11 protein-coding genes and 1 tRNA gene are annotated in these 11,993 nt (G+C 71.8%); 7 read left to right on the top strand and 5 right to left on the bottom strand.

Features of this window, described 5'->3' with window-relative positions; genetic code table 11:
- Positions 1 to 20 precede the first annotated feature (20 nt).
- Positions 21 to 97, top strand: a tRNA-Met gene (locus AB0N84_RS01410).
- Positions 98 to 170: 73 nt separating this feature from the next.
- Positions 171 to 986: a carbon-nitrogen hydrolase family protein gene (locus AB0N84_RS01405; protein WP_363543261.1), complete on the top strand. Its 816-nt coding sequence runs from the start codon at positions 171 to 173 to the stop codon at positions 984 to 986.
- Between the two features lie 499 nt (positions 987 to 1,485).
- Here the strand turns inward: AB0N84_RS01405 and AB0N84_RS01400 are convergent, their stop codons facing one another.
- The gene (locus tag AB0N84_RS01400) at positions 1,486 to 2,688 is read right to left on the bottom strand and encodes an aminotransferase class I/II-fold pyridoxal phosphate-dependent enzyme (RefSeq protein ID WP_289457723.1); all 1,203 of its coding nucleotides are present in this window, start codon (positions 2,686 to 2,688) and stop codon (positions 1,486 to 1,488) included.
- A gap of 177 nt (positions 2,689 to 2,865) precedes the next feature.
- Between AB0N84_RS01400 and AB0N84_RS01395 the strand changes: the two genes are divergently transcribed.
- The 5 genes from AB0N84_RS01395 (at position 2,866) to AB0N84_RS01375 (ending at position 9,189) form a co-directional block, all read left to right on the top strand.
- A complete protein-coding gene (locus AB0N84_RS01395; protein ID WP_363543258.1) occupies positions 2,866 to 4,860 on the top strand; it encodes a trypsin-like peptidase domain-containing protein in 1,995 nt (664 codons plus the stop codon).
- A 269-nt stretch (positions 4,861 to 5,129) separates the two neighbouring features.
- Positions 5,130 to 6,173 carry a glycosyltransferase family 2 protein gene (locus tag AB0N84_RS01390; protein WP_289457721.1) on the top strand — a complete coding sequence of 348 codons (1,044 nt, stop codon included), beginning with the start codon at positions 5,130 to 5,132 and terminating at the stop codon, positions 6,171 to 6,173.
- 7 nt (positions 6,174 to 6,180) lie between these two features.
- A complete protein-coding gene (locus tag AB0N84_RS01385) occupies positions 6,181 to 6,999 on the top strand; it encodes a CDP-alcohol phosphatidyltransferase family protein (protein WP_182046486.1) in 819 nt (272 codons plus the stop codon).
- Positions 6,996 to 7,904 (top strand): glycosyltransferase, encoded by a 909-nt coding sequence (locus AB0N84_RS01380; protein ID WP_363543256.1) that lies wholly within the window; start codon positions 6,996 to 6,998, stop codon positions 7,902 to 7,904. The genes AB0N84_RS01385 and AB0N84_RS01380 overlap by 4 nt, the downstream gene beginning before the upstream one ends.
- 52 nt (positions 7,905 to 7,956) lie before the next feature.
- Complete coding sequence (locus AB0N84_RS01375; RefSeq protein WP_289457718.1) at positions 7,957 to 9,189, top strand: CDP-glycerol glycerophosphotransferase family protein; 1,233 nt, start codon at positions 7,957 to 7,959, stop codon at positions 9,187 to 9,189.
- Positions 9,190 to 9,215: 26 nt separating this feature from the next.
- Here AB0N84_RS01375 and AB0N84_RS01370 read toward each other — a convergent pair whose 3' ends face one another.
- The 4 genes from AB0N84_RS01370 to AB0N84_RS01355 all read right to left on the bottom strand — a co-directional run bounded on the left by AB0N84_RS01370 (position 9,216) and on the right by AB0N84_RS01355 (position 11,969).
- Positions 9,216 to 9,527 (bottom strand): hypothetical protein, encoded by a 312-nt coding sequence (locus AB0N84_RS01370; protein ID WP_289457717.1) that lies wholly within the window; start codon positions 9,525 to 9,527, stop codon positions 9,216 to 9,218.
- Between the two features lie 108 nt (positions 9,528 to 9,635).
- Entirely contained in the window at positions 9,636 to 10,406 is a 771-nt protein-coding gene (locus AB0N84_RS01365; protein ID WP_289457716.1) for an ABC transporter ATP-binding protein, read from the bottom strand.
- On the bottom strand, positions 10,406 to 11,230 hold the full coding sequence (locus tag AB0N84_RS01360; protein WP_182046482.1) for an ABC transporter permease: 825 nt from the start codon (positions 11,228 to 11,230) through the stop codon (positions 10,406 to 10,408). The genes AB0N84_RS01365 and AB0N84_RS01360 overlap by 1 nt, the downstream gene beginning before the upstream one ends.
- A 43-nt stretch (positions 11,231 to 11,273) precedes the next feature.
- The gene (locus AB0N84_RS01355; protein ID WP_069711608.1) at positions 11,274 to 11,969 is read right to left on the bottom strand and encodes a phosphocholine cytidylyltransferase family protein; all 696 of its coding nucleotides are present in this window, start codon (positions 11,967 to 11,969) and stop codon (positions 11,274 to 11,276) included.
- Positions 11,970 to 11,993 lie beyond the last annotated feature (24 nt).

The raw sequence follows: 11,993 nt of genomic DNA, 5'->3' as shown, positions 1-11,993 counted from the left end.
GTGTAGGCTGTAAGACGTGCCGCGGGGTGGAGCAGTTCGGTAGCTCGCTGGGCTCATAACCCAGAGGTCGTAGGTTCAAATCCTGCCCCCGCAACCAAGCGTCACCAGAAGGCCCCGGTCCACTCGGACCGGGGCCTTCGTCGTGTGCGGCGCCCGGGTACGCTCACCGGATGGGCACCCTCACGATCGCCGCCGCGCAGTTCGCCCCCGTCGACGACACCCTCGCGAACCTCGGAACCGTCCGGTCCGCCGCCGAGGACGCTGCCGCCCGTGGCGCCGACCTGCTGGTCACACCCGAGTACACGTCGTGGTTCGCCGCCGAGATCGACGACCGGTTCGTCGCAGCAGCGGAACCGCTCGACGGGCCGTTCGTGTCCGGGCTGCGCGAGGTGGCGCGGACGGTCGGCATCGCGCTCGTGGTCGGCGTGGCCGAGACGGCCGACGTGTCGGGTCGGTTCCGCAACACCCTCGTCGCGGTACACCCCGACGGGTCGATCGGCGCGACCTACCGGAAGGTGCACCTGTACGACGCCTTCGGGTCGCGGGAGTCCGACCGGATCGAGTCCGGCGCGGTCGACCAGGTCCCCGTCTTCGAGCTCGGCGGGGTGCGGATCGGGCTGGAGACCTGCTACGACCTGCGCTTCCCCGAGGTGACCCGACGGCTCGCAGCTCCGGAGACCGGCGGCGCCGACGTCGTCGTCCTGCCGGCCGAGTGGGTCCGCGGTCCGGGCAAGGAGCACCACTGGCGCACGCTGCTCACCGCGCGGGCGATCGAGAACACCGTCTGGGTGGTCGGCGTCGGCCAGACCGGTCCGGTGGGGATCGGCGGGTCCGTCGTCGTCGACCCGTCGGGCGTCGCGGTCGCGGCAGCCGGTGCTGCTCCGGGCCTGCTGGTGGCGACGATCGACACCGCGACGACCGAGGGGGTCCGTGCGGTCAACCCGTCCCTGGCGCTCCGGCGCTTCGACGTGGTGCCGCGGGGCTGAGTCCCGGCCGGGGCAGCCACGGTCCGGTACCCGACGGCTCTCCGGGCCCCAGGGTGCGCGGGCTGGGCGGCGAGCGGGCGGAGGAGGCGCCAGGGCGTCGGCGATGGCGCACGTCCCGCCCGCTCGTGCAGTCGGGTGCTCCCGTCGGGGTGACCGTCCTCGCGTCCGGCGCGCGAGCGGGCGGAAGCGTCGCGGGGACGGCGCCGTGCGAGCACGTTCCGCCCGTTCGTGGACGTGGGCGGAAGGCGTGCATCTCGTGGACGACTTGGACGTCGGGGCCGGCGAGCGGGCGGAAGCGACGGCGACGGCACGGCCGCCTGACGTGTTCCGCCCGCTCGCAGCCAAGCGGGCGGGTTCGTGCGTGCGGGGAGGGGCGGGGTGGACGCCGGGCGGTCACCGGCGCAGGATTCGCCCGCTCGGCGCGGACATGGGTCCGAACGGGGGCGCTGCGCGACCGGCACGCAGCCGGTCAGCACGCAGCCGGTCGGGGCGCGGCGGCTCAGCGCGCTGGTGCGAGTGCCGCGAGGCGCGTCGCCGCCTCGGCGAGCACGCTCCGCCGCTTGCAGAACGCGAACCGGACGAGGGACCGGTAGCCCGACGCGTGTTCCGGCCGGACGAACGCGGAGACCGGGACGCCGACCACGCCGGCGAGCTCCGGGAGGCGGAGGCAGAACGCACGGGCGTCCTCGTGGCCGAGGGGCGCGGTGTCGGCGATGACGAAGTAGCCGCCGTCCGGTCGCAGCACGTCGAACCCGGCGGACCGGAGGCCGGCGGCGAGCAGGTCGTGCTTGGCGGCGAGGTCCTGCGCGATGCCGTGGAAGACCTCGTCCGGCAGTCGGAGTCCGACGGCGACGGCGGGCTGGAACGGAGCGCCGTTGACGAACGTCAGGTACTGCTTCACCGACACGATCGCCTCGACGAGCGCCGGTGCGGCGGTGAGCCAGCCGATCTTCCAGCCCGTGGTGCTGAAGGTCTTGCCAGCGCTCGAGATCGTCACGGTCCGCTCGCCGGCTCCGGGGAGCGTCGCGATCGGCACGTGCGGCGTGGCGAAGGTCAGGTGCTCGTACACCTCGTCCGTGACGATGAGCGCGTCGTACCGCTCGGCGAGCTCGACGACGGTGGCCAGGACCTCGCGGGGGAGCACCCGGCCGGTGGGGTTGTGCGGCGTGTTCACCAGGACGACCCGGGTCCGGTCGGAGAACGCGGCGCGCAGGGTGTCCTCGTCGGGCAGGAAGTCCGGTGCGGTGAGCGGCACCGTGACGTGCGTGCCCCCGGCGAGCCGGATCAGCGCACCGTACGCGTCGTAGAAGGGCTCGAAGGTGACGACCTCGTCCCCGGGTTCGACGAAGGCGAGCAGCGTGGCGGCGAGGGCCTCGGTCGCGCCGGCGGTGACGAGGACATCACGCTCGGGATCGACGTCGATCCCGTACCAGTGCGACTGGTGCTCGGCGACGGCGGCGCGGAGCCCCGGGGTGCCCCGGCCGGGCGGGTACTGGTTGACGCCCTGCCGGATGGCCTCGACGGCCGCGTCGAGCACGACGGCGGGGCCGTCCTCGTCGGGGAAGCCCTGTCCGAGGTTCACGGCGCCGGTGGCGGCGGCCAGGGCGCTCATCTCGGCGAACACGGTCGGCGCGGGGACGCCGTCCGGGCCGAGCAGCATGGCCCCCTCGGCGGCGCGCAGCCACGGTCCGGTGCGGTGCATGGGTCCTCCGTGCGCTCGACGTCGCGGTCCGTCCCAACCTAGCGCTCGGGCGGCACCGAGCCCGGGAGCCTCCCACAGCCGACGCATAAGATCGCCATAGGTCGCTTGCAGCCCCAGCAGGAGCACCGCACAGGTGGGTCCGGAAGACTGCACGAGCTTGAAAGGAGCACGTCCAGCATGACCGACACCACGCCTCACGGCCAGGGCGACGAGAACCGCCCCCAGGACACCGACCACCGGGCCGAAGCCGAGGACGCCCCGCGCGACACCTCCGGCGAGGGCACGTCGGCGCCGGACGCCTCCCAGGAGCCGAACTCGCGCCCCGCGGACCACGACCACACCGACGTCATCGGCCACGCTCGCGCCGACGAGACCGACGTCATCTCGACGCCGGGGGACCACCCGACCGACCGGTACACGGCGCCCTACCCGACGATCGGCGGCCGGTCGGACACCGACTCGCAGCAGACGAGCCCGTACGGGTCGGACAACGGCCACCACGGCCAGCAGCAGTACGGGCAGAGCCAGTACGGCCAGGACCAGGGTCAGTACGGCCAGCAGCAGTACGGGCAGAGCCAGTACGGCCAGGACCAGGGTCAGTACGGCCAGAGCCGGTACGGCCAGGACCAGGGTCAGTACGGCCAGGGCCAGGGTCAGTACGGCCAGAGCCAGGGTCAGTACGGGCAGAGCCAGTACGGACAGAGCCAGGGTCAGTACGGCCAGGACCAGTACGGCCAGCCGCGCTACGGCGAGTACGCACAGGGCGACTCCCGGTACGGCACGACCCACGACGCCCAGTACCCGAGCAGCGCCCAGTACCCGAGCAGTGCCCAGTACCCCGGCTCCGCCCAGGCCCCGGCCTCCGCCAGCGCCTTCGGCGACGTCGACGGCTCGAACCAGCGCAACGGCCACTACTTCGGCGGTGCCGCCACGGGCGCCGCGGCGGGAGCAGCCGCCGGTTCGACGACGAAGCAGCGTGAGGGCCGCAACAAGCTCGTCCTGCCGATCGTCGCCGGCCTCGTCCTCGCCGGCCTCGTCGGCGGTGGCGCCGGCTGGGCCGCGGGTGCGTCGCACGGCGGCAGCGGCACCGTCGTCGGTTCCGGCTCGTCGCAGAGCGGTGGCAACCTCACGGTCAACGACTACAACAACGCCACCGTGGTCACCGCGGTCGCCGCACAGGCCACCCCGTCCGTCGTCACGATCAACGTGTCGTCGGGCTCCGCCGGCGGCACCGGCTCCGGCGTCGTGTTCAGCAAGGACGGCTACATCGTCACGAACACCCACGTGGTGACGCTCGACGGCGACAGCGCGAACGGCACCATCACCGTGACGACGTCCGACGGCAAGATCTACCCGGCGAAGCTCGTCGGCACGGACCCGACCGTCGACCTCGCTGTCATCAAGATCGACGCGACCGACATGAAGCCGATCTCGTTCGCCGACTCGTCCGACCTCAACGTCGGCGACACCGCGGTCGCGATCGGTGCACCGCTCGGCCTTTCCAACACCGTCACCGACGGCATCGTGTCGACCCTCGACCGCAGCATCCAGGTCGCGTCGAGCGCCCCCAGCCAGGGCGGCGACTCGAACGAGGGCGGCAACGGCAACGGCAGCCCGTTCGAGTTCCCGGGCAACGGTGGCGGCTCCGGCACCAAGACCACGGTCTCGCTCCCGGTCATCCAGACCGACGCGCCGATCAACCCGGGCAACTCGGGTGGTGCGCTGCTCGACTCCAAGGGCAAGCTCATCGGCATCAACGTGGCGATCGCGAGCGCCGGCAGCTCCCAGTCGTCCGACTCGCAGTCGGGCAGCATCGGCGTCGGCTTCTCGATCCCGTCGAACCTGGTGGAGCGGGTCGCGAACGAGATCCGCGAGAACGGGTCCGCCACGCACGGTCTGCTCGGCGCGACGGTGGGCGACGCCTCCGAGGACGCCAACGCCACCCAGATGGGCGCGCTCATCAAGTCGGTGTCGTCCGGTGGCGCGGCGGCCGACGCCGGCCTCCAGAAGGGCGACGTCGTCACGAAGATCGGGTCCGCGACCGTCTCCGACGCGACCGACCTCACCGCGCAGGTCCGGTACTTCGCGGGCGGCGCGAAGACGACGATCACCTACGTGCGCGGCGGGGAGACCCGCGAGACGAACGTGACGCTCGGCACCTACAAGGGCTGACGCGGGACACGACGGACGGGAGGCGCGGTGCCGGCTGGCACTGTCCCTCCCGTCTCGGCCGTCACGGCACTCCGCAGGCTCCGTGCCGCGCCGGTACCGGCCGGGCGGGGCCCACCTCCCGTCCGTCGTTCCCGTCGTCCGGTGCTGTGCACGGGTGCCAGGAGCGGCGCAGGTGGGCGCTCCGGCCGCTTGATAGGCTCAGGGCTGCTCTCCGGGGCGGTGCCCCGTCGTGGTGCGCCCCGCGCACCAGCCCCGATCCCGAGGACCGCATGCAGACAGACGGACAGCCCCTGCCCGGGGTCTCGTACGTGATGCCGGTGCTCAACGAGGTCACCGAGGTCCGCGCAGCGGTCGCGAGCCTGCTCGAGCAGGACTACGCCGGCCCGTTCGAGGTCATCCTCGCCCTCGGCCCGTCGATCGACGGCACGAACGAGCTGGTCGCGGAGATGAGCGCCGCCGATCCCCGTGTGCGTGCGGTCGAGAACGTCGTCGGCTCGACGCCGGCCGGCCTGAACGTCGCCATCCGGGCGTCGGTGCACCCCGTCGTGATCCGCGTCGACGCGCACTCGGTGCTGCCGGCCGACTACACGCGCACCGCGGTCCGCGTGCTGCTCGAGTCCGGTGCCGACAACGTCGGCGGGATCATGCACGCCGAGGGGCGGACGCCGTTCGAGCGCGCAGTGGCCCTGGCCTACGGCAGCCGCGTCGGTCTGGGTGGCACGCCCCACCACGTCGGTGGGAAGGCGGGTCCGGCCGAGACCGCGTACCTGGGTGTCTTCCGTCGCGAGCGCCTGTTCGCGGTCGGCCTGTTCGACGAGGGCATCAAGCGCGGGCAGGACTGGGAGCTGAACCGGCGTCTCCGCCAGACCGGTGGCACGGTGTGGTTCACCCCCGAGCTCGTCGTGACCTACCGTCCGCGGCCGAGTCTGCGACGGCTCGGACGGCAGTTCGTGGCCACCGGCCTGTGGCGCGGAGAGCTCGCCCGCCGGTTCCCCGCGAACAACGGGCTGCGGTACTTCGTGCCCCCGGCGATGGTCGCCGCGATGGGCCTCGGTGTGCTCGCCGGCATCGTCGGGATCGTGGGTGCCGTGCTCGGGTCCCCGGTCGCCTGGGCGATGCTCGGGTTCGTCGTCCCCGCGGTCTACCTCGTCTTCGTCGTGCTCGGTGCCGTCCTCGTGGCGCGGCGCTCGGGCCCGTCGACCATGCTCTGGCTGATCGTCGTGCTCCCGTGCATCCACGTCGGCTGGGGGATCGGCTTCATCATCGGGTTCCTCACCCGGACCTCCGAGCTGACCACGCACACGGGACGGTGACCTGACCTTGACCGACGACACCACCGGCCGCGGCAGCGCCCGGCCCTCCTCGATCGCGGAGCTCCGCGCGGTCGCCCAGCCGGACGAGGTCCGCTCGCGCGCGAACGCGGAGCACTGGACGGCGTCGCTGTACCTGCGCGACGTCTCCCCGTACCTGACCTGGCTGCTGCTGAGGACGCGGGTCTCGGCGAACCAGGTGACCGGCCTCATGATCCTGGTCGGCTGGAGCGTCGCCGCCGCACTGCTGATCCCGGGGATCTGGGGGGCGCTGCTCGCCCTCGTGCTCGGACAGCTGCAGATGCTCGTCGACTGCTGCGACGGCGAGGTCGCGCGGTGGCGGGGCACCCGGTCGCCGGCCGGCGTGTTCCTCGACAAGGTCGGGCACTACACGACCGAGGGGCTCATCCCGATCGCGCTCGGCGTCCGGGCGGCCACGTGGCCGATCCACGGTGCGGACTGGATGTGGACGACCATCGGTTGCGCCCTCGGACTCGTGATCGTGCTCAACAAGGCGCTCAACGACATGGTGCACGTCGCCCGTGCGAACGCCGGGCTCGAGAAGCTCGTCGACCGCCGTGACGCCGGCACCGTGCCCTCCGGTCGGCGGCTCGCGTCGCTCCGCAAGGCCGCGCGCTTCCTGCCGTTCCACCGGCTGTACCACTCGGTCGAGCTGTCGATCCTGGCGTTCGTCTTCGCCCTGCTCGGACTGGTGATCGGCCATCCGCTCGCCGACCGGATCCTCGTCGGCGCGCTGCTGCCGCTCGCGGTCCTGGCGACCGCCGGACACTTCCTCGCGATCATCTCGTCGAAGCGGGTCCGGGCGTGACGCCCGGCACGACCCGGCGCCACGCGGTCCCGCACCGCGAGCGGCCCCGCATCGCCGTCGTCAGCCTGTCGCAGGGCACCCGGCCGGACGACCTCCGCCGGGGCCTGGAGAGCGTCCTCGCACAGCAGGACGTCGAGCTCGACGTCGTCTGCGTCGGCAACGGCTGGGCGCCCACCGGTCTGCCGGAGGGCGTGCGTGCGCTCGCACTGCCGGAGAACGTCGGGATCCCGGCCGGTCGCAACGCCGGCGCCGAGGTCGTGGACGGCGACCACGTGTTCTTCCTCGACGACGACGCCTCGATCCCGTCGCCGACCTTCCTGCGCGACGCCGTCGCGCTGTTCGAACGGGACCCGTCGCTCGGACTCGTGCAGCCCCGGGTGGTCGACCCGACCGGTGTCGCCAACCCCCGCCGCTGGGTGCCGCGCATCCGGAAGGGCGCACCGACGGACTCGTCGCCGGTGTTCTCCGTCTGGGAGGGCGCCGTGGTCCTGCCGATGGACGTCTACCGCGCGGTCGGCGGCTGGGGTGCGCCGTACTTCTACGCCCACGAGGGCATCGAGCTCGCGTGGCGCGTCTGGGATGCCGGTCGACGCGCCTGGTACGCCGGGGACCTCGTCGCCCACCACCCCGCGATCGACCCCGCTCGGCACACCGAGTACATCCGGCTGAACGCCCGGAACCGGGTGTTCCTCGCCCGGCGCAACCTGCCCGCGGTGCTCCGTCCGCTGTACGTCGGCTCGTGGGCCGCGATCCAGGTCGCGCGCTGGTGGCGACACCCCGGACGACTGCGCACCTGGCTCGCCGGCGTGCGCGAGGGCTGGACCGCCGACTGCGGTGCGGCGCACACGATGGGGTGGTTGACCATCGGCCGGATGACGCTGGCGGGTCGCCCGCCGGTCGTCTGACCGCGGCCACTCCGGAGCCCGACAGCACCACCGACGTACCCTGAGGACCACCATGCCCGTCATGAAGGACATCCGGACCGCCATCCGCCTCGCCCAGCGCCTGGTGGCTTCGCGACGCAGTCGTCGCGAACTCGCCCGACGGCTGCCGTCCGTGCCCGCCCTCGCACCGGGATCGATCGAGATCGCGGTGTACTTCGCCGACGGCCCGGTGAACATGTACCAGGTGCGGCAGTGGTACGCCCCGCTGGCCGAGCTCGCCGCCGAGCACCCGGTGGCCATCGTCTCCCGCAGTCCCGGCACCATGACCACGCTGCTCGACGAGTCGCCCGTCCCCGTGGTGTACGCCCGTCAGGTCGTCGACCTCGAACGGTTCGTCGACGAGCAGGCTCCGAAGATCGTCCTGTACGTCAACCAGAACGCCCGCAACTTCCAGATGATGCGGTACGGCCGCATGTGGCACGTCTTCGTCAACCACGGCGAGAGCGACAAGATGTACATGACGACGAACCAGTTCAAGGCGTACGACCACGCCCTGATCGCAGGTGACGCGGCACGCGAGCGCCTGGCCGCGGCGCTCTGGGGCTACGACGTCGACGCGCGGACGACCGCCATCGGCCGCCCCCAGGCGGACCACTTCGCCGGTGCCGTGCCCTACCCCGCGGACGACCGCACGGTCGTGCTCTACGCGCCGACGTGGGAGGGCGACCGGGCGGCGGCGGCCTACGGGTCGATCGCGACGCACGGCGTGACGCTCGCGGAGCGACTGCTGGCGTCCCCGCGGCACCGGCTCGTCTACCGGCCGCACCCGCGCAGCGGCGTGCTCGACCCGACCTACCGCGCCGCGCACGAGCGCATCGTCGCCGCGATCACGACGGCGAACGCGGCCGATCCGGCGGCCCACCACGTGTACGACGACGGGCCCGAGCTCGGGTGGCAGCTCGCCGACGCCGACGTCGCCGTCACGGACATCAGCGCGATGATCTACGACCGGCTGGCCGTCGGGAAGCCGCTCATCGTGACACGGCCGGCCGCCCCGGGCGCCGACGTCGACGAGCGCGGGTACCTCGGCGACGCGGACTGGTTGCACGCCGCCGACGCGGAGGACGTCGTCGCCCGGGTGGACGCTGCCGCGACCGACGCGGAGGAGCTCGCGAAGCTCCGGCGCTGGGTGCAGCACTACTTCGGCGACACCACACCCGGCGTGGCGACCGCCCGCCTGCACACCGCGGTGGACCAGCTGGTGGCTCGCTGGCACGAGGAGGCTGCGGCGCGCGGCGCGTCCTGACGGCACGGCGTCGGCCGTGCCCGCCGTCAGCAGGCGAGTCCGACCAGACGGTCACCGACGAGCGACATCCGCCAGAGGTACTCGGAGCGGTCGGGACGTCGCCACCGGACGACGACGATGCCGGTCTGCTCGGGGTCGGCACCGAAGACCGCGATGGACAGCGAGCGCCCGGGGTCGAGCTGGTTCACGGCGAGCGGCGGGCAGTACCCGTTGCCGAGGTGGGTGAGCGAGATCGCGTGGAGCGGTTCGGAGCCGGTGTTCACCAGGTCGTAGCGACGTGGTGCCCGGGATCGGTCGACGGTGAACGGGACTGCGTATGCCGTTGGTGGGTGGTGCATGGGCGACACGCTAGGGGGAGGGGCCGACGTCGGGGGCCTCGGGAGACCGGTGCGCCGGTCGGCCTGTGGAGGAGCGTCGGGCGGCTCCCGGTGTGGAGGAGTGGTGGGTCAGGCGCCGTGGTCCGCGGCGTACCGGGCGAGCGCCGCCTCGATGGTGTCGTCGAGCTGCAGCCGGCCCTTGTCGAGGTACAGGCCGCGGTCGCAGAACCGGCGGAGGTCCTTGTCGCTGTGCGAGACGAAGAAGAGCGTCCGGCCCGCGGCGAGCAGCTCCTCGATGCGCTTGTAGCACTTCTCGCGGAAGCCCTTGTCGCCCACCGCGAGGACCTCGTCGACCAGGATGACGGGTTCGTCGAGCCGCGAGATGACCGCGAACGCGATGCGCACCTTCATGCCGCTGGACAGGTGCTTGTACGGGGTGTCGACGAAGTCGCCGATCTCCGCGAAGGCGATGATCTCGTCGAACGCCGCGCGGATCTCGGCCCGGGACATGCCGTGCAGACCGGCCGTGAGCCAGACGTTGTCGCGTACCGACAGGTCGCCGACGAAGCCGCCCGTGATCTCGATGAGCGGGGCGACGCCCGCGTTCACCTGCACCCGGCCCTCGTCCGGGAGCATGACCTGCGCGACGAGCTTGAGCAGGGTCGACTTGCCCTGGCCGTTCCGACCGACCACGCCGATGGCCTCGCCCGGACGGACGTCGAACGAGACGTCCCGGAGCGCCCAGAACTCGTCCGCGCGCTTCCGACGGTCGCTGCCGGCGAAGAGGTCCTTGAAGCTCCGGCTCGCGCGCCGGTTCCGCTTGAACCGGATGCCCGCATCGCGCACCGAGATGACGGGAGCGACCGTGGTCGAGGGCGCAGTCCGGTCGGTGGTGGTCATCACAGCTCCTTCAGCACGCGGTGCTCGCTCCGCCGGAACACGACCAGCCCGACGACCAGCACGACGACGGTGACGACGACCGACACCCCGACCTCGAACCAGTTGAGCTGGTTCGGGAAGAAGGCCGATCGGTAGATCCCGAAGATGCCGCTCAGCGGGTTGAGCGCCGCGATGTCGCGCAGACGGTCGGGGAGCGCGTGCGTGCCGTAGATGATCGGCGACGCGTAGAAGAGGAAGCGCAGCACGAGCTTGACGGCCCGCTCGAGGTCGCGGAAGAACACGACGAGCGGCGCGACGATCAGGCCGAGGCCGTAGACCAGCGCGCACTGCAGGACGATGGCGAGGGGGTACAGCGCGAGCTCCCAGTGCACGGTCGCCCCGGTCGCGATCGCGAACACCGCGAGCACCGGCAAGCTGAGGAGGAACTCGATCCCCTTCGACGCGTCGACGCGTGCCACCCAGATGCTCCGGGGGATGGTCGTCGACCGGATGAGCTTGCTCTCCTTGATGAAGGCACGCGTCGAGTCGGAGACCGCTCCCGTGAACCACATCCACGGCAGCAGGGCCGACAGGAGGAAGACGATGTACGGTTCCTCGCCGACCGACCCGCGGTGGAAGACCTGGGTGAAGACGAACCAGTAGATCGCCGACATCACCAGCGGGTCGAGGATCGACCAGAAGTACCCGAGTGCCGACGTGGAGTACCGGACCCGCAGGTCACGGACCGTCAGCAGCCAGAGCGCCTGACGGTAGCGCCGACCGGCGCTCCGGGACGACGGCGGAGCGGTCGTCGCGGGCACGGTCGGCGCACTCGCTGTGGTCACGGCTTCCCTCCGGGCGGTACCGCCGAGGGACCCTGACGGTGGCTCAGGCGAACAGCTCGTTCGCGCGCTCGAGGTCCTCGGCGAAGTCGATCTCGACCGCGTACAGGTCGGAGATGTCGATCGGCGACCAGCGTAGCCCGTCCTCGGCGATGGCTGCCTCGATGCCGCCCTCGAAGTACTCCTGGTCGTCCACGCGGCCGAGCTGGCGGATCAGTGCCTGCTTGTCCTGCGAGGAGACGTAGTTGATGCCGACGGCCTCGCCGAGACCGCCCACGACCTGCTTCGACAGCTTGTGGATGCACCCGTCCGCGTCGACGGTGTACTTGACCTCCTCGTCGGAGACCTTGTCGGTGTTGACGCTGACGAAGGAGCGGTCCTGGTCCATCATGTCGGCGGCACGCACGAGGGCGCGCGGGTCGAACACGACGTCGCCGTTCATCCAGAGGACACCGCTCTTGCCGGTCGCCTTGAGGGCGCGCAGCAGGCTCTTCGAGGTGTTCGTGGAGTCGTAGGACTCGTTGTAGACGAAGTTCGCCTCGGGGAAGGCCTCGACGATGTACTCGGACTTGTACCCGACGACGATCGTGACCCGGGCGCTCGACCCGAAGGCGGCGCGGATGTTGTCGAACTGCTGCTGCATGATGGTGCGGCCGTCGCTGAGTTCGGTCAGCGGCTTCGGCAGGCTGCGGCCGAGGCGGCTGCCCATCCCCGCGGCGAGGATGACGATCTGCGTGGTCATGCTGGTCCCTTCCGGTGTCCGCCC

The organism is Curtobacterium sp. NPDC089185, from assembly GCF_040685235.1.
Lineage (GTDB): Bacteria > Actinomycetota > Actinomycetes > Actinomycetales > Microbacteriaceae > Curtobacterium > Curtobacterium citri.
Note: the sequence above shows the minus strand (reverse complement) of the source record. Positions and strands in the feature narration are given on the sequence as shown.

Excerpts from the sequence above, each read along its gene's own strand:
- AB0N84_RS01405 (WP_363543261.1), top strand. The coding sequence starts at position 171 with ATGGGCACCCTCACGATCGCCGCCGCGCAGTTCGCCCCCGTCGACGAC.
- AB0N84_RS01400 (WP_289457723.1), bottom strand. The coding sequence starts at position 2,688 with ATGCACCGCACCGGACCGTGGCTGCGCGCCGCCGAGGGGGCCATGCTG.
- AB0N84_RS01395 (WP_363543258.1), top strand. The coding sequence starts at position 2,866 with ATGACCGACACCACGCCTCACGGCCAGGGCGACGAGAACCGCCCCCAG.
- AB0N84_RS01390 (WP_289457721.1), top strand. The coding sequence starts at position 5,130 with ATGCAGACAGACGGACAGCCCCTGCCCGGGGTCTCGTACGTGATGCCG.
- AB0N84_RS01375 (WP_289457718.1), top strand. The coding sequence starts at position 7,957 with ATGCCCGTCATGAAGGACATCCGGACCGCCATCCGCCTCGCCCAGCGC.
- AB0N84_RS01370 (WP_289457717.1), bottom strand. The coding sequence starts at position 9,527 with ATGCACCACCCACCAACGGCATACGCAGTCCCGTTCACCGTCGACCGA.
- AB0N84_RS01365 (WP_289457716.1), bottom strand. The coding sequence starts at position 10,406 with ATGACCACCACCGACCGGACTGCGCCCTCGACCACGGTCGCTCCCGTC.
- AB0N84_RS01355 (WP_069711608.1), bottom strand. The coding sequence starts at position 11,969 with ATGACCACGCAGATCGTCATCCTCGCCGCGGGGATGGGCAGCCGCCTC.